14 protein-coding genes are annotated in these 15,407 nt (G+C 70.4%); 6 read left to right on the top strand and 8 right to left on the bottom strand.

Going from position 1 to position 15,407, the window contains the following annotated elements; genetic code table 11:
• Window positions 1-145 precede the first annotated feature (145 nt).
• Entirely contained in the window at window positions 146-1,501 is a 1,356-nt protein-coding gene (locus ACIBVL_RS28105) for a replication-associated recombination protein A (protein WP_399101086.1), read from the bottom strand.
• A gap of 55 nt (window positions 1,502-1,556) precedes the next feature.
• Entirely contained in the window at window positions 1,557-2,216 is a 660-nt protein-coding gene (locus tag ACIBVL_RS28100; protein WP_399101084.1) for a vitamin K epoxide reductase family protein, read from the bottom strand.
• A gap of 142 nt (window positions 2,217-2,358) precedes the next feature.
• Here ACIBVL_RS28100 and ACIBVL_RS28095 point away from each other — a divergent pair, with 142 nt between their 5' ends.
• Genes ACIBVL_RS28095 through ACIBVL_RS28080 form a run of 4 tightly spaced genes read left to right on the top strand, consistent with a single transcriptional unit; the run spans window position 2,359 to window position 5,895 of the window.
• Complete coding sequence (locus ACIBVL_RS28095; RefSeq protein ID WP_399101082.1) at window positions 2,359-3,234, top strand: ABC transporter ATP-binding protein; 876 nt, start codon at window positions 2,359-2,361, stop codon at window positions 3,232-3,234.
• Window positions 3,231-4,073: an ABC transporter permease gene (locus ACIBVL_RS28090; protein WP_399101080.1), complete on the top strand. Its 843-nt coding sequence runs from the start codon at window positions 3,231-3,233 to the stop codon at window positions 4,071-4,073. Before ACIBVL_RS28095 ends, ACIBVL_RS28090 begins: the two co-directional genes overlap by 4 nt.
• Entirely contained in the window at window positions 4,070-5,275 is a 1,206-nt protein-coding gene (locus ACIBVL_RS28085; protein WP_399101078.1) for a sensor histidine kinase, read from the top strand. Before ACIBVL_RS28090 ends, ACIBVL_RS28085 begins: the two co-directional genes overlap by 4 nt.
• Entirely contained in the window at window positions 5,272-5,895 is a 624-nt protein-coding gene (locus ACIBVL_RS28080; protein WP_399101077.1) for a response regulator, read from the top strand. The genes ACIBVL_RS28085 and ACIBVL_RS28080 overlap by 4 nt, the downstream gene beginning before the upstream one ends.
• Before the next feature lie 10 nt (window positions 5,896-5,905).
• Here the strand turns inward: ACIBVL_RS28080 and ACIBVL_RS28075 are convergent, their stop codons facing one another.
• The 3 genes from ACIBVL_RS28075 to ACIBVL_RS28065 all read right to left on the bottom strand — a co-directional run bounded on the left by ACIBVL_RS28075 (window position 5,906) and on the right by ACIBVL_RS28065 (window position 8,690).
• On the bottom strand, window positions 5,906-6,550 hold the full coding sequence (locus tag ACIBVL_RS28075; RefSeq protein WP_399101075.1) for a hypothetical protein: 645 nt from the start codon (window positions 6,548-6,550) through the stop codon (window positions 5,906-5,908).
• Between the two features lie 153 nt (window positions 6,551-6,703).
• Window positions 6,704-7,966 (bottom strand): histidine--tRNA ligase, encoded by a 1,263-nt coding sequence (hisS, locus tag ACIBVL_RS28070; protein WP_399101073.1) that lies wholly within the window; start codon window positions 7,964-7,966, stop codon window positions 6,704-6,706.
• A gap of 13 nt (window positions 7,967-7,979) precedes the next feature.
• Window positions 7,980-8,690, bottom strand: a complete 711-nt coding sequence (locus ACIBVL_RS28065) for an MBL fold metallo-hydrolase (RefSeq protein WP_399101071.1) — start codon at window positions 8,688-8,690, stop codon at window positions 7,980-7,982.
• A 152-nt stretch (window positions 8,691-8,842) separates the two neighbouring features.
• Between ACIBVL_RS28065 and ACIBVL_RS28060 the strand changes: the two genes are divergently transcribed.
• Both ACIBVL_RS28060 and ACIBVL_RS28055 read left to right on the top strand, forming a co-directional pair.
• Window positions 8,843-9,664 carry a peptidylprolyl isomerase gene (locus ACIBVL_RS28060; protein ID WP_399101069.1) on the top strand — a complete coding sequence of 274 codons (822 nt, stop codon included), beginning with the start codon at window positions 8,843-8,845 and terminating at the stop codon, window positions 9,662-9,664.
• A gap of 142 nt (window positions 9,665-9,806) precedes the next feature.
• The gene (locus ACIBVL_RS28055; RefSeq protein ID WP_399101067.1) at window positions 9,807-11,036 is read left to right on the top strand and encodes a DUF349 domain-containing protein; all 1,230 of its coding nucleotides are present in this window, start codon (window positions 9,807-9,809) and stop codon (window positions 11,034-11,036) included.
• 76 nt (window positions 11,037-11,112) lie between these two features.
• Here ACIBVL_RS28055 and ACIBVL_RS28050 read toward each other — a convergent pair whose 3' ends face one another.
• The 3 genes from ACIBVL_RS28050 to secF all read right to left on the bottom strand — a co-directional run bounded on the left by ACIBVL_RS28050 (window position 11,113) and on the right by secF (window position 15,406).
• The gene (locus ACIBVL_RS28050) at window positions 11,113-13,608 is read right to left on the bottom strand and encodes a RelA/SpoT family protein (RefSeq protein ID WP_399101065.1); all 2,496 of its coding nucleotides are present in this window, start codon (window positions 13,606-13,608) and stop codon (window positions 11,113-11,115) included.
• Window positions 13,609-13,778: 170 nt separating this feature from the next.
• Window positions 13,779-14,318 carry an adenine phosphoribosyltransferase gene (locus tag ACIBVL_RS28045; RefSeq protein ID WP_399101063.1) on the bottom strand — a complete coding sequence of 180 codons (540 nt, stop codon included), beginning with the start codon at window positions 14,316-14,318 and terminating at the stop codon, window positions 13,779-13,781.
• Window positions 14,315-15,406, bottom strand: coding sequence for a protein translocase subunit SecF (gene secF / locus ACIBVL_RS28040; protein WP_399101061.1), 1,092 nt, complete (start codon window positions 15,404-15,406; stop codon window positions 14,315-14,317). Before secF ends, ACIBVL_RS28045 begins: the two co-directional genes overlap by 4 nt.
• Between the last annotated feature and the right edge of the window lies 1 nt (window position 15,407).

The following is a 15,407-nucleotide window of genomic DNA, read 5'->3' as shown; positions in this document are numbered from 1 at the left end:
GGAACCTCGGGTGGTGGTGGGCTGCCCGCGACACCTTCGACGGTGCGCGACGCTCCTGGAGCCCGGTCCGGGGGACCGGGTCTCCGGCCGGCTGTCCCGTTCTGACTGCACGGGACGCGGCACTTCGGGCGAGTCTACAGGGTGCTCAGTCCCCCTTGCGACCGAGGTGCTTCCTGGTCCACTCCACGGCGTCCGCGTACCGCGCCTCCGCGCCGTGCCGGGTCGGGGAGTAGTACTCGCGGTCCTTGATCGCGTCCGGGGCGTACTGCTGGGCGGCGATGCCCTCCGCCAGGTCGTGCGGATACACGTACCCCTGGGCGTGGCCGAGCTTGGCGGCGCCCTTGTAGTGCCCGTCGCGCAGATGCGGCGGGACGGGCCCCGCGAGGCCCTTGCGTACGTCGTCCAGGGCGGCGCCGATCGCGGTCGTCGCGGAGTTGGACTTGGGGGCCAGCGCGAGGGCGATGGTGGCGTGGCTGAGGATGAGGGCGGCCTCGGGGAAGCCGATCATGGCGACGGCCTGGGCGGCGGCGACGGCTGTCGGCAGGGCATGGGGATCGGCCAGGCCGATGTCCTCGCTGGCGGAGATCATCAGACGGCGGGCGATGAAGCGGGGGTCCTCGCCGGCCTCGATCATGCGGGCCAGGTAGTGCAGGGCGGCGTCGACGTCGGATCCCCTGATGGACTTGATGAGGGCGCTGGCGACGTCGTAGTGCTGGTCGCCGTCGCGGTCGTACTTCACCGCCGCCCGGTCGACCGTCTGCTCCAGGGTCCGGAGGCTGACCTCGCGCTCGTCCTGGTCGAGGGCGGCTCCGGCGGCGGCCTCCAGGGCGGTCAGGGCGCGGCGGGCGTCGCCGCCGGCGATGCGCAGGAGGTGGGCCTCGGCGTCCTCGGGAAGGGTGACGGCGTCCTTGAGGCCGCGCTCGTCGGCCAGGGCGCGCCGGACGAGGCCGCGCAGGTCGTCGTCGGTGAGGGGCTCCAGCGTGAGGAGCAGGGACCGGGACAGGAGCGGGGAGATCACGGAGAAGTACGGGTTCTCCGTGGTCGCCGCGATCAGGGTCACCCAGCGGTTCTCGACGGCCGGGAGGAGGGAGTCCTGCTGGGCCTTGCTGAAGCGGTGGATCTCGTCGAGGAAGAGGACGGTCTCCTTGCCGAAGCCCCCGATGGCCCGGCGGGCGCCGTCGATGACCGCGCGGACCTCCTTGACGCCGGCGGTGATCGCGGAGAGTTCGACGAACCGCTTGTTCGTCGCCTTCGACACGACGTACGCCAGGGTCGTCTTGCCGGTGCCGGGCGGCCCCCAGAGGATCACGGACGAGGGGCCGGCCGGGCCCTTGGCGCCCTCGCCGACGAGACGGCGCAGGGGTGAGCCCGGCTTCAGCAGGTGCTGCTGGCCCACGACCTCGTCGAGGGTGCGCGGGCGCATCCGGACCGCCAGGGGGCTCCCGGCGGGGTCCTTCTCCTGGCGGTCTTCCGCTGCGGCGGTGAACAGGTCGGGCTCCACGCTGAAACCCTAAATGACGCCACCGACAATCCCACCGGCACCGTGGGAGCGCGGCTCAGCTGGTCCAGAACTCCCACCAGCGGGTCAGGACCAGCATGCCGATGATCCCGATGTGCAGCACGGGCACGACCCAGGTGAACTCGCCGAAGAAGCTCTTCAGCCAGCGCGGGGCGGGCAGGAAGTCGTTGCGGACGTTGAAGGAGGTCACGTACCAGAACATGGTGATCGTGGCGACCCAGGCCAGCGAGCACCACAGGCACAGGGCGTTGATCCGGTACAGGGACTGGAACTGCAGCCAGGTGCAGAAGGCGACGCCGAAGAGCGTGCCGAAGTTGAAGGTGAGCCAGTACCAGCGCGGGAAGCGGGCGCGGGCCAGCAGGCTCATGCCGACGCAGATGACGATGCCGTAGCAGACCAGCCCGAGCATCGGGTTGGGGAAGCCGAAGGCGGCGGCCTGCTTGGACTCCATCACGCTGCCGCAGGAGACCACGGGGTTCAGGCTGCAGCCGGGCGTGAAGGTGGTGCCCGCCACCTTGGCCTCGAGCAGCTTGAACTTGTCGATCGTGATGACCCACGCGGCGAGCAGCCCGGCCGCACCGGTGATCAGCAGCAGAATCGCGAACGCTCGGCTGCCGCCCACCGTCCGGGGCTCGGACGCGGCGGCGCGCTCGGGCTCGGACTCCGTGGAGACGTCTTTGACTGTCGTCTTGCTCATCACGCCGATCCGTCACTTGAGGGCTGGACCATCTTCGGGCAGGGCCATTGTGCCGCACCGGAGCCGGTGTCCACCGTTCGGTGGACATAAGGAAGTACGCCCGGTCGTCCCGGCGTGTTCGGTTCCGGACGACGCTCTCGGCATGACCACAGACGCGAACGAGCTCGCGGTGGACGTTCGGGGGCTGCGCAAGCAGTACGGGGACGTGACCGCTGTGGACGGCATCGACCTGGGAATCCGCGCGGGCGAGGTCTTCGGCCTGCTCGGACCGAACGGCGCGGGCAAGAGCACCACGGTGGAGATCCTGCAGGGGCACCGCAGCCGGGACGCCGGCGAGGTGCGGGTGCTGGGCACCGACCCGGCGACGGGCACCCGCGCGTGGCGCGCCCGGGTGGGAATCGTCTGGCAGGACGAATCGGCGCCCGCGGAGTTGACGGTCCGCGAGACCGTACGGCACTTCGCGCGCTACTACCCGAGGCCACGCGACCCGGAGCAGGTGATCTCCCTGGTGGGGCTGGAGGCGAAGGCGGACAGCCGGACGAAGACGCTCTCGGGTGGCCAGCGCCGACGGCTCGACGTGGCTCTGGGCGTGATCGGGGACCCGGACCTGCTGCTCCTGGACGAGCCCACGACCGGCTTCGACCCGGCGGCCCGCCGGCAGTTCTGGGAGCTGATCCGCACCCTCTCCGACGAGGGCACGACGATCGTGCTCACCACCCACTACCTGGAGGAGGCCGAGGCGCTCGCCGACCGGCTCGCGGTCGTCGCCCGAGGCCGGGTCGTCGCCGAGGGCGAACCGGCGGCCCTGCGGGAGCGCTACGGCACCGGCGCGACGGTCGCCTGGACCGAACCCGACGGCACCGCGCGCACCACGCGTACGGACACCCCGACGCGCACGGTCGCCGAGCTGACGCGCCGCTTCGACGGCGAGATCCCGGGGCTCACGGTGACCCGCCCCACGCTCGAGGACGTGTATCTGCACCTGACCGGACAGACAGACCAGGAGGACACGCGATGACGATCCTCGCGGCAGCACGGACCGAGACCGCCTCCTCCCGCCTGCCCGGCGCCTGGACGCTCGGCCTGCACCGGGGCGCCCTCGAACTGAAGCAGTTCTTCCGGCAGCGCGACCAGGTGGTGTTCACCTTCGCCTTCCCGGTGGTCTTCCTCTTCCTGTTCGCCTCGATCTTCACCGACGACGTCGAGGGAGCCGGCATCACCGCCTCGCAACTGTACGTCCCGGCGATGATGGCCGCCGGGATCATGTCGACGAGCTTCCAGTCGCTGGGCATCTCGATCGCGATCGAGCGGGACGAGAAGGTGCTGCGCCGGCTTCGCGGCACGCCCATGCCGTCGGCGGCGTACTTCCTCGGCAAGATCTGGCTGGTTCTGGTCACCGGCCTGCTGGAGACGGCGATCCTGCTGCTGGCCGGCACGACGCTGTACGACGTCGATCTCCCCTCGGACCCCGGCCGGTGGTTCGGCCTGGCCTGGATCTTCGTGCTCGGGCTGACGGCGTGCGCGTTGCTCGGCATCGCGATCAGTTCGGTGCCGAAGTCCGGGAAGAGCGCGTCCTCCGTGGTCGTCCTGCCGTTCCTGGTACTGCAGTTCATCTCCGGGGTGTACATCTCCATCGACACCATCCCCGACTGGATGCTGAACATCGGTGCGCTGTTCCCGCTGAAGTGGATGTGCCAGGGGCTGCGCGGTGTGTTCCTGCCGGAGTCGGCTCGGGTCCTGGAGCAGGCGGGCAGTTGGGAGTTCGGACGCACCGCCCTGGTGCTGGGGGCTTGGTGCGTCGGAGGATTGGCGCTGTGTCTGCTGACCTTCCGCTGGAAGAACCGGCGCGACGGATGAGCGGTGCCGCTCAGGCCGCGAGCGCGTACACCTGGGAACGCTCGTTCCGGCTCTGGGACAGCTACTTCGCGCTCATCTGGCTGGCCACCCTGGTGTTCGTGCTCGGTGCCGGGCGTCCCGGGTGGCCGGTCCGCGTGGTCGCGGCGGCGCTGCTGGTGCTGCTGGTCCCCCTGTTCGTCCGGGTGGGGCGCCCCCTGCTGCGGGAGGATCCGCCGGACACGCGCCGGGCCCTCGGTTACCTCGTGGCGGCGATGACGCTGTTCCTGCCGGCGGCGGTGTTCGTGGGCGAGACCCGTGTGATGACCTTCGCGCTGGTCCCCCAGTGCTTCATGACGCTGCGGATGCGGCAGGCGCTGGTGGCCGTGGCCGTCCTCACCCTCCTGCCCGTGATGGGCTGGGCGCTGCTGTGGTGGCCCAGTGACCAGGACGTCTTCTTCAACGTACTGTTCGCCGTGGTGTCCTTCGTGTTCGCGGTGGCCATCGGCACTTGGATCATCAGGATCATCGAGCAGAGCCAGGAGCGGGCGGCGTTGATCGCGGAGCTGGACGCGAGCCGCCACGAGGTCTCCCGGCTGTCGGCCGCCCATGGCGCGCTCGCGGAACGGGAACGGATGGCGCGCGAGATCCACGACACGCTCGCCCAGGGGTTCACCAGCCTGCTGATGCTGACGCAGGCGGTGGAGGCGGAGCTGGAGACGGATGTGGCGCAGGCCCGGCGCCATCTGCGGCTGATGGACGAGACGGCCCGTCAGAACCTGGCCGAGGCGCGTGCCCTGGTCGCCGGCGGTGCCCCCGCGGACCTGGCCGGGACCTCCCTGCCGGACGCGCTGCGCCGGCTGGCCGAGCGGCACTCGGCGGTCCTGGACGTCACCGGCGCGGTGCGCGCGCTGCCGGCCGGGCCGGAGGTGGTGGCCCTGCGCTCCTGCCAGGAGGCGCTGACCAATGCCCGTAGGCACGCGGGAAGTCCGGTCCGGGTGGTGATCTCTCTGGCGTACGAGGAGAGCGGTCTGACGGTGTCGGTGCGGGACGACGGCCGCGGCTTCGACCCGGTCGTCGTCCCGGACGGTTACGGTCTGGCGGGGCTGCGGGCTCGGGCCGCGGAAGTGGGCGGGACGGCGGTGTTGTGCAGTATGCCCGGGGAGGGCACGACGGTGACCGTCCGGCTGCCCGTCCCCGCCCGGGCGAGGAGTGAGGCCCCGTGATCCGGATCGTCCTGGCCGACGACCACCCCGTCGTACGGGAGGGGCTGCGGGCGATGCTGAGCGCCGAGCCGGACCTGGAGGTCGTCGCCGACGCGGAGAGCGGGCCGCGGGCCGAGGCACTGGCCGCCGAACTGCGCCCGGACATCGTGCTGATGGACCTGCGGATGCCGGGCGGCGGGGGCGTGGAGTCGATCGTGCGGATGACGGAGGCGGGGCTGCCCTGCCGGGTGATCGTCCTGACGACGTACGAGACGGACCGGGACATCCTGAGGGCGGTGGAGGCCGGGGCGGCGGGCTACCTGCTGAAGGATCTGCCGCGGGGGCAGCTGGCGGAGGCGGTACGGGCGGCGGCGCGCGGGGAGACGGTCCTGGCGCCCTCGGTGGCGGCACGGCTGGTCGACCAGCTGCGGGTGAGACCGGAGCGGCCGCGGTTGTCGGCGCGCGAGACGGCGGTGCTGCGGCTGGTGGCGGAGGGCTGCACCAACGCGGAGATCGGGCGGCGACTCTTCATAGGTGAGTCGACGGTGAAGACCCATCTCCTGCGCGCCTTCGGCAAGTTGGGAGTCGACGACCGGACCGCCGCGGTGACGAACGCCCTGCGTCTCGGGCTGCTCGACTGAGAGGCTGTGGTCAGGCCCCGGTGCGGCAGGTCCCGGCCGACTCCAGCCACGGTGCCAGGGTCACCACGAGGGTGACGAGGAGCGCGAGAAGCCACACCCTGTACAGGTCCTCGGGCCGTGCACGGCGGCGCGAGATCAGCCACACGAGCCACGAGGCCGATGATCCGGCTGCCAGCGCCAGCGCGATGCAGAGGGGCACCGCATGGTCCGGGAGCGGATGCTCGGGCGGGTGGGCCCCACCCTCGCAGTAGGTGCCGCGGGTCTGCTGGGACACCAGCAGCAGGACGAGAAGGGTCGCGGGGACCGTCGGTATCCACGCAGCGGCGGTCAGCAGGTTGTACCACGCCCCCTTCCAGCCGCGCAGGGCGCCCTTCAGTACCGCGCCCATCAGCAGGACCGGTGCGGCCATGATCACCGACGTCTGCCACAGGGCGGCGTGGCGGTCCCACACGTGCAGCTGGTGGTTGTCGGCCCAGTACCAGAGCAGGTAGGCCTCGCACATCGCGGTGACGAAGAGCAGCGCCGCCAGTGCGTGCGCGGGGACCCGGGCCCGGGGTGTGTCCGGGAAGGACGCGGGCCACAGGATGTGCCGGGCCTGCGTGTCCGGGCCGAAGCGGACCGCCTCCCGCCAATGGTCACCGATCACGAGTTTCACCGAGGTCCCCCTGCGTCTTTCCGTCCTGCCGACACAGATGACCTTGGCGCGCCGCGGCCCGGGGCGCCTCCGTGGAAACACGTGATCCACTACGGAGAAGGCGCCGGGGGGACGACCCGGCGCCTTCGTCGCGTGCTGCACGAGCCTCGCGTGCTAGCCGAGCCGGGACTCCAGCTCGGCCACGATCTCGTTCACGCCGATCGCCGCCTGCTCGCCGGAGTCCATGTCCTTGAGCTGGACGACACCCTCGGCGAGGTCGCGTTCGCCGGCGACGATCGTGTAGCGGGCGCCGCTGCGGTTGGCGTTCTTCATCGCGCCCTTCAGCCCCTTCGCGCCGTAGGCGAAGTCGGCCGCGACACCGAGCTTGCGCAGCTCCGTGACCTTGGCGAAGAGCAGCCTGCGGGCCTCCTCGCCGAGCGGGACCGCGTAGACGGAGGTCGAGGACCGGAGGTCGAGCTCGACACCCTCCGCCTCCAGGGCGAGGACCGTGCGGTCGACGCCCAGCGCCCAGCCGACGGACGGCAGCGCGGGGCCGCCGATCATCTCGGAGAGGCCGTCGTAGCGCCCGCCGCCGCCCACCGCCGACTGGGAGCCCAGACCGTCGTGGACGAACTCGAAGGTCGTACGGGTGTAGTAGTCCAGGCCGCGGACCAGCTTCGGGTCGTCCTCGAAGGCGACGCCCGCCGCGGTGATCAGCTCGCGGACCTCCTCGTGGTACGCCTTGCAGGCGTCGCAGAGGTAGTCGCGCAGCAGCGGGGCGTCGCCGAGCTGCTTCTGGACCGACTCGCGCTTGTCGTCCAGGACGCGGAGCGGGTTGATCTCCGCGCGGCGCAGCGTGTCCTCGTCCAGGTCCAGGCCGCGCAGGAAGTCCTGGAGGGCGGCCCGGTAGACCGGACGGCACTCCTTGTCGCCCAGGCTGTTCAGCAGGATGCGGAAGTTCCGCAGACCGAGCGAGCGGTACGCCTGGTCGGCCAGGATGATCAGCTCGGCGTCCAGCGCCGGGTCCTCGGCGCCGATCGCCTCGGCGCCGACCTGGGAGAAGTGGCGGTAGCGGCCCTTCTGGGGGCGCTCGTAGCGGTAGTACGAGCCGGAGTACCAGAGCTTGACCGGCAGGTTGCCCGCCTTGTGCAGATTGGCCTCCAGTGCCGCGCGCAGCACGGAGGCGGTGCCCTCGGGGCGCAGGGCGAGCCGGTCGCCGCCCTTGGTCTCGAAGGCGTACATCTCCTTGGTCACGATGTCGGTGGACTCACCGACACCGCGCGCGAAGAGCTCAACGCTCTCGAAGCCGGGCGTCTCGATGTAGCCGTAGCCGGAGCTGCGCAGCGGCGCGGCGATCGCCTCACGGACGGCGAGGTACGTCGCGGAGTCGGGCGGCAGAAGGTCGTACGTGCCCTTGGGGGCCCTGAAGGTGCTCACGGAAGGTCTCTCGTCACATTCCTCGTCGGGGAGCCTGGGACGCTCCCTGGCCGCCGGCGGCCACCTGCCGCAGATACGGGTTGGTGGCGCGCTCCTGGCCGATGGTCGTCTGGGGGCCGTGGCCGGACAGCACCACGGTCGAGTCCTCGAGCGGCAGGCACACGCGGGCCAGCGAGTCGAGCATCTCGGCCATGTCACCGCCGGGCAGGTCGGTGCGTCCGATGGAGCCGGCGAACAGCAGATCCCCGGAGAAGAAGACCGGGGGGATCTCGGTCGTCTCGGGCATCCGGAAGGTCACCGACCCCTTGGTATGGCCCGGCGCGTGCGCGACGGAGAACTCCAGACCCGCCAGGCCGAGAGTGACGCCGTCGGTCAGCTCGCGGACGTCGTCCGGCTCCCCCACGGTCAGTTCGCCCATCAGCGGCATCCCGATGGACCGGCCGAGCGCCTTCTCGGGGTCGCTCATCATGTACCGGTCCCCGGGGTGGATCCAGGCCGGTACGTCGTGCGCGCCGCACACCGGGACGACCGAGGCGACATGGTCGATGTGGCCGTGGGTGAGGACGACGGCGACGGGCTTGAGCCGATGCTTCTTCAGTGCTTCCTCGACTCCGGGGGCCGCCTGGTGGCCCGGGTCGATGATCACGCACTCCTCACCGGCGGCGGGGGCGACGAGATAACAGTTCGTCCCCCAGGCCCCGGCGGGGAACCCGGCAATGAGCACGATCGTCCTTCGTTGTGTCGATACGGGCGGTTTACAAGCGGCGACCGCCGCTGTCAGAGACTACCGGCGCTGCCGATTCCTCAGCGAACCCATATACGGTACGGGGCACATGCAAGCGGTCGGCATTACGAGACGCACGAGGAGAGAACCCGGTGGTCACCCAGGAACAGCGCAAGCGTCAGCTCGCCCGGGAGAAGTTCTTGCGGCAGCAGCAGCGCCGCACGGCCGCGCGGCGCAAGGCGCGCGTGCGCAACTCGGTGATCGCGTCGGTGCTCGGCGTGATCCTGGTGGGCAGCCTGACGCTCTACACCACGGGCGTCCTCAAGGACGACAAGGACGACAAGGCGAACGCGAGTGCGGAGGCGTCCCCGCAGGCGTCGCCCAGCGCCGTGAAGGACCCGTGCGAGAAGGCCGCCGCCGGCTCGGTCAAGAAGCTGAGCTGGAAGAAGGAGCCGGCGATCACCATCGACAAGTCGGCCGACTACACGATGAAGCTGGCGACGACGTGCGGTGACATCGACATAGCGCTCAAGACGGCCGCGGCGCCGCACACCGTCAACTCGTTCGACTTCCTGGCGGGCAAGGGCTACTTCGACCACACGAAGTGCCACCGGCTGACCACGAACGGCATCTACGTGCTGCAGTGCGGCGACCCGACGGGCAGCGGCAGCGGTGGTCCCGGCTACACCATTCCGGACGAGAATCTGAAGGACAAGAGCCTCAAGAGCAACACCTACCCGGCGGGCACGGTCGCGATGGCCAACACGGGGCAGGCGCACTCCGGAGGCAGCCAGTTCTTCCTCGTCTACCAGGACAGTCAGCTCCCGCCCAGCTACACCCCGTTCGGTACGGTGTCGGCCGCGGGCATGAAGGTCCTGAAGAAGATCGCCTCCGCGGGCGAGAACACCGGGGCCGGTGACGGCGCCCCGAACGCGACGGTCGTGATCAACAAGGCGACGGTCACGAAGTCCTGACATCCGGGCGGTGGGCAGCGTAATTCGGTCGCGCTGGATGCGGACAGGCGCCCCGCTGGTCGCCTATGTTGGCCGTGACGAAACTGTGGACGATGCCCAGGGGCGCCGAAGCCCCTCGGAGGCATCATGTGGAGGAGGCGCTGTGAGCAGCGACCCGTGGGGCCGCGTCGACGAGACGGGGACCGTGTACGTGCGTACGGCCGACGGCGAGCAGGTCGTCGGTTCCTGGCAGGCCGGCTCCCCCGAGGAGGCATTGGCCTACTTCGAGCGCAAGTACGAGGGCCTGGTTGTCGAGATCGGCCTCCTCGAGAAGCGAGTGCAGACCACCGACCTGTCGGCGAAGGACGCGCAGGTCGCCATCGACCACATCCGCGAGCAGGTCGACGCGCACCACGCGGTCGGCGACCTGGACGCGCTGCGGGCCCGGCTGGACAAGCTGGTGCAGACGGTGGAGTCGCGTCGCGAGGAGCGCAAGCAGCAGCGGGCCAAGCAGTCCGACGAGGCCCGCAAGGCCAAGGAGGACCTGGTCACCGAGGCGGAGCAGCTGGCGCAGTCCGACCAGTGGCGGGCGGCCGGTGAGCGGCTGCGGGCCCTGGTGGACACCTGGAAGGGTCTGCCGCGCCTGGACCGCAAGTCGGACGACGAGCTGTGGCACCGGTTCTCGCACGCGCGCTCGGCGTTCTCCAAGCGCCGCAAGGCCCACTTCGCGCAGCTGGACGCGCAGCGCGAGGAGGCCCGCCGGACGAAGGAGCGCCTGGTCGCCGAGGCCGAGGCGCTGTCGGGTTCGACGGACTGGGGTCCGACGGCCGCCCGCTACCGCGAGCTGATGGCCGACTGGAAGGCCGCCGGCCGCGCCCAGCGCGAGCACGAGGACGACCTGTGGAACCGCTTCCGCGGCGCCCAGGACGTCTTCTTCGCCGCGCGCAGCTCGGTGTTCGCCGAGCGGGACGCCGAGCAGTCCGAGAACCTGAAGCTCAAGGAGGAGCTGGCCGAGGAGGCCGAGAAGCTTCTGCCGATCGATGACCTGAAGGCGGCGCGTGCCGCGTTCCGCTCGATCAACGAGCGCTGGGAGGCCATCGGCCACGTGCCGAGGGACGCCCGGCCGAAGGTCGAGGGCCGGATGCACACCGTGGAGCGGGCGCTCCAGGAGGCCGAGGAGGCCGAGTGGCGCCGCACGAACCCGGAGGCACGCGCGCGTGCCGAGGGCCTGACCGGTCAGCTGCAGGCCGCGGTGGACAAGCTGAAGGCGCAGATCGACCAGGCCCGCGCCCAGGGCAACTCCGCCCGCGCCGACAAGCTGGAGCGGGAGCTGGAGGGCCGCCAGGCCCTGCTGGACCAGGCGCTGAAGGGTCTGCAGGAGTTCGGCGGCTGATCACCGTCTGACGCCAGGCGTCGAAGAGGCCCCCGTACGCGGTGTACGGGGGCCTCTCGCGTGCCTGGGGCGCGGTTTACGGCCGACGGGCCGACGTCACGCGATAGACGTCGTACACGCCCTCCACGCCTCGTACGGCCTTCAGCACATGGCCCAGGTGCTTCGGGTCGCCCATCTCGAAGGTGAAGCGGGAGGTCGCGACCCGGTCGCGGGAGGTCTGGACGGCCGCGGAGAGGATGTTGACGTGCTGGTCGGACAGGACGCGGGTGACGTCCGACAGCAGCCGCGAGCGGTCCAGGGCCTCGACCTGGATGGCGACCAGGAAGACCGAGGACTGCGTGGGCGCCCACTCGACGTCGAGGATGCGCTCCGGCTCACGGGACAGTGACTCCACGTTGACGCAGTCGCTGCGGTGAACCGATACGCCACTACCGCGGGTGACGAACCCGATGATCGGGTCGCCCGGAACGGGCGTACAGCAACGGGCGAGCTTGACCCAGACGTCGTCGACGCCCTTGACCACCACACCCGGGTCCTGGTTGCTGCGCCGCTTGCGGCCGCGGGTGCGGGACGGCGGGACCGCCTCGTCGATCTCCTCGGTGGCCGCCTCCTCGCCGCCGAGCGCCTGCACCAGCTTCTGAACGACGTTCTGCGCGGCCACATGGCCCTCGCCGATCGCCGCGTACAGCGAGGAGATGTCCGGGTAGCGCATCTCGTGCGCCAGGGTGACCAGCGAGTCGCCGGTGAGGATGCGCTGGATCGGCAGGTTCTGCTTGCGCATCGCCCGCGCGATGGCGTCCTTGCCCTGCTCGATCGCCTCGTCGCGGCGCTCCTTGGAGAACCAGGCGCGGATCTTGTTGCGGGCCCGCGGCGACTTGACGAAGCCCAGCCAGTCGCGGGAGGGACCGGCGCCGGCCGCCTTGGAGGTGAAGACCTCCACCAGGTCGCCGTTGTCCAGTGTCGATTCGAGCGGTACGAGTCTGCCGTTGACCCGCGCTCCTATGGTGCGGTGGCCGACCTCGGTGTGGACGGCGTACGCGAAGTCCACCGGGGTGGCGCCCGCGGGCAGCGCTATGACGTCGCCCTTGGGGGTGAAGACGAAGACCTCGTTGCGGGACAGGTCGAAGCGCAGGGATTCCAGGAACTCGCTGGGGTCCTCGGTCTCCTTCTGCCAGTCCAGGAGCTGCCTCAGCCACGCCATGTCGTTGAGGTGGTCGTCCTTGCCCTTGCCCGCCTTGGGCACGTCGGTGCGCACCTTGGAGGCGCCGGCGACGGCCTCCTGCTTGTACTTCCAGTGCGCGGCGATGCCGTACTCGGCGCGGCGGTGCATGTCGAACGTGCGGATCTGCAGTTCGACCGGCTTGCCGTTCGGGCCGATGACCGTCGTGTGCAGCGACTGGTACATGTTGAACTTGGGCATCGCGATGTAGTCCTTGAACCGCCCCGGAACCGGGTTCCAGCGGGCGTGGACGGTGCCCAGGGCCGCGTAGCAGTCGCGGACGGTGTCCACCAGCACGCGGATGCCCACCAGGTCGTAGATCTCCGCGAAGTCACGGCCACGGACGATCATCTTCTGGTAGACGCTGTAGTAGTGCTTCGGGCGGCCGGTGACGGTCGCCTTGATACGGGCGGCTCGCAGGTCGGACTGGACCTCGTCGGTCACTATGGCCAGGTACTCGTCACGCTTCGGTGCCCGCTCGGCCACCAGCCGTACGATCTCGTCGTACATCTTGGGGTAGAGGATCGCGAACGCGAGGTCCTCCAGCTCCCACTTGATGGTGTTCATGCCGAGGCGGTGGGCGAGCGGCGCGTAGATCTCGAGGGTCTCGCGCGCCTTCTTCTCCTGCTTCTCGCGCTTGAGGTAGCGCATGGTGCGCATGTTGTGCAGGCGGTCGGCGAGCTTGATGACCAGGACACGGGGGTCCTTGGCCATGGCCACGACCATCTTGCGGACGGTCTCGGCCTGCGCCGCCTCGCCGAACTTGACCTTGTCCAGCTTGGTGACACCGTCGACGAGCAGGGCCACGACATCGCCGAAGTCGCGGCGCAGGTCGTCCAGACCGTACTCGGTGTCCTCGACGGTGTCGTGCAGGAGGCCCGCCATGAGGGTCGCCGGGTCCATGCCGAGTTCGGCGAGGATCGTGGTCACCGCGAGCGGGTGGGTGATGTACGGGTCGCCGCTCTTGCGCTTCTGGCCGCGGTGCCAGCGCTCGGCGACCTGGTAGGCCTTCTCGATCTGGCGCAGGGTCGTCGTCTCGGTCTTGGGGTCGTTGCTGCGCACTATCCGCAGCAGCGGCTCCAGGACCGGGTTGTAGGGGTTGGCGCGCTGGACGCCCAGGCGGGCGAGGCGGGCACGGACGCGGTTGGAGGAGCCGGACCGGGCGGGCGGCTGCGCCGCGGCCGGGCGCTCGGGCGGGGCCGGCTTGGGGCGCGTCTGCTCGGCCGGCTTGTCGGCGGGCGCGGAACGGTCGTGCTCGACCGGCCCGCGGGCGTCGGGCTGCGCAGGCTCGGCCGCGGGCGCCGAGGCGGACTCGGGCTTGGCGGCGGTCAGGTGCTGGGCCTCGTCTGGCAAGAGGGCTCCTCGTGCGCGATCCGGGTCCCCGGTCAGGCTCCGGAGCACCCATCGTAGCGATCCTGGGCTCCAGGATCGCCTTCAGGCCGATGTGAGGGCCGTCTACCGGAGAAACGCAAGGGACGGGCGCCGGATTCCTCCGGGCCCGCCCCTTTGCCGTACGGCGGTTTTCAGACGGTCAGCAGTGCGTCCAGCGGGGCCCGGCCGAGCGCCGCCTCCAGGCGGGGGCGGCCGTCCAGGAAGCTCAGCTCCATCAGGACGGCGACGCCCGCGACCTCGGCGCCCGCGCGGTGGATGAGCTGGATCGCGGCCTCGGCGGTACCGCCGGTGGCGAGCACGTCGTCGACTATCAGGATCCGGTCCTCGGCGCTGAGGTCCTCGGCGTGCACCTCGATCTCCGCGGAGCCGTACTCCAGGTCGTAGGCCTGGGCGAGGGTGGCTCCGGGGAGTTTGCCCGCCTTGCGTACGGGGACGAAGCCGAGGCCGGCGCGGACGGCGACCGGGGCGCCCAGGATGAAGCCCCGGGCCTCCAGGCCGACGATCTTGGTGGCGCCGGTGCGCTCCGCGATCTCGGCGAAGGCGTCGGTGAGCGCGGTGAACGCCGCCGGGTCCGCCAGGAGCGGGGTGATGTCCTTGAACATCACCCCCGGCTCCGGGTAGTCGGCCACATCGCGGATGCGGCTGAGCAGCAACTCCTCGACGTCGGTCATCGGCGCTTCCCGGAAGGACGGCGACGGCTGCGCGGACCGGACTGGTCGCGGGGTCCGACGACGGCCGGGGTGGCGTCCTCGGGGTCGCCCTCGGGCGTACGCACGAACTCCTCGTCCTGAGCCGCCTGGGCACGCTTGGCGAGGACGCGCTTCTTCAGGGCCTTCATCTGCGGCTCGCGCTCCTTGAGGTCGGCGACGAGCGGCGTGGCGATGAAGATCGAGGAGTAGGCGCCCGCCGCGAGGCCGACGAACAGCGACAGCGAGATGTCGTTGAGCGTGCCCGCGCCGAGGACGCCGCCGCCGATGAACAGCAGGCCCGCCACCGGCAGCAGCGCGACCACCGTGGTGTTGATGGAGCGGACCAGGGTGCCGTTGATCGAGCGGTTGGCGACCTCGCTGTAGGTGAAGCGGGTCTGCTTGGTGAGGTCCTTCGTCTGTTCCTTGAGGGAGTCGAAGACGACGACCGTGTCGTACAGCGAGTAACCGAGGATCGTCAGCAGACCGATCACCGTGCCGGGCGTGACCTCGAAGCCGACGAGGGCGTAGATGCCGACGGTGATGGTGATGTCGTGGATCAGGGCGACGAGCGCCGCGATGGCCATGCGCCACTCGAAGGCGATCGCCAGATAGATCACGACCAGGATCATGAAGATCGCCAGACCCTGCCAGGCCTTGTCGGCGATCTGGTCACCCCAGCTGGGCCCGACGAGGTCGGCGGCGATGGTCTCCGGGTCGACCTTGAAGTCCTTGGCGAGTTCGGTCTTGATGTCGTCGGACTGCTGGGTGTCCATGCCGGCGATCTGGATGCGCAGCGTGCCGTTGCCGAGCTTCTGCACGACCGCCTGGTGGCCGGAGGCCTCCTCCGCGTAGTCCTCGGCCTGGGAGACGGAGACGCCGGTCTTCTCGGTGGTGAAGACGGCACCGCCCTGGAAGTCGATGCCCATGTTCAGGCCGCGCACCGCCAGGCCCAGGATGGCCGTGATGGTGATCAGGACCGAGATGCCGTACCAGAGCTTGCGGTGGCCGATGAAGTCGTAGCTGACCTCGCCACGGTGCAGTCGGGCGCCGAGGTTGCCGAGTTTCGACATT

Source organism: Streptomyces sp. NPDC049687 (genome assembly GCF_044465285.1).
Taxonomy (GTDB): Bacteria; Actinomycetota; Actinomycetes; order Streptomycetales; family Streptomycetaceae; genus Streptomyces.
This window is presented reverse-complemented; position numbering and strand designations above follow the sequence as displayed.

Coding starts and splice junctions, on each gene's coding strand:
- ACIBVL_RS28090 (WP_399101080.1), top strand. CDS start 3,231: ATGACGATCCTCGCGGCAGCACGGACCGAGACCGCCTCCTCCCGCCTG.
- secF (WP_399101061.1), bottom strand. CDS start 15,406: ATGTCGAAACTCGGCAACCTCGGCGCCCGACTGCACCGTGGCGAGGTC.
- ACIBVL_RS28085 (WP_399101078.1), top strand. CDS start 4,070: ATGAGCGGTGCCGCTCAGGCCGCGAGCGCGTACACCTGGGAACGCTCG.
- ACIBVL_RS28045 (WP_399101063.1), bottom strand. CDS start 14,318: ATGACCGACGTCGAGGAGTTGCTGCTCAGCCGCATCCGCGATGTGGCC.
- ACIBVL_RS28100 (WP_399101084.1), bottom strand. CDS start 2,216: ATGAGCAAGACGACAGTCAAAGACGTCTCCACGGAGTCCGAGCCCGAG.
- ACIBVL_RS28095 (WP_399101082.1), top strand. CDS start 2,359: ATGACCACAGACGCGAACGAGCTCGCGGTGGACGTTCGGGGGCTGCGC.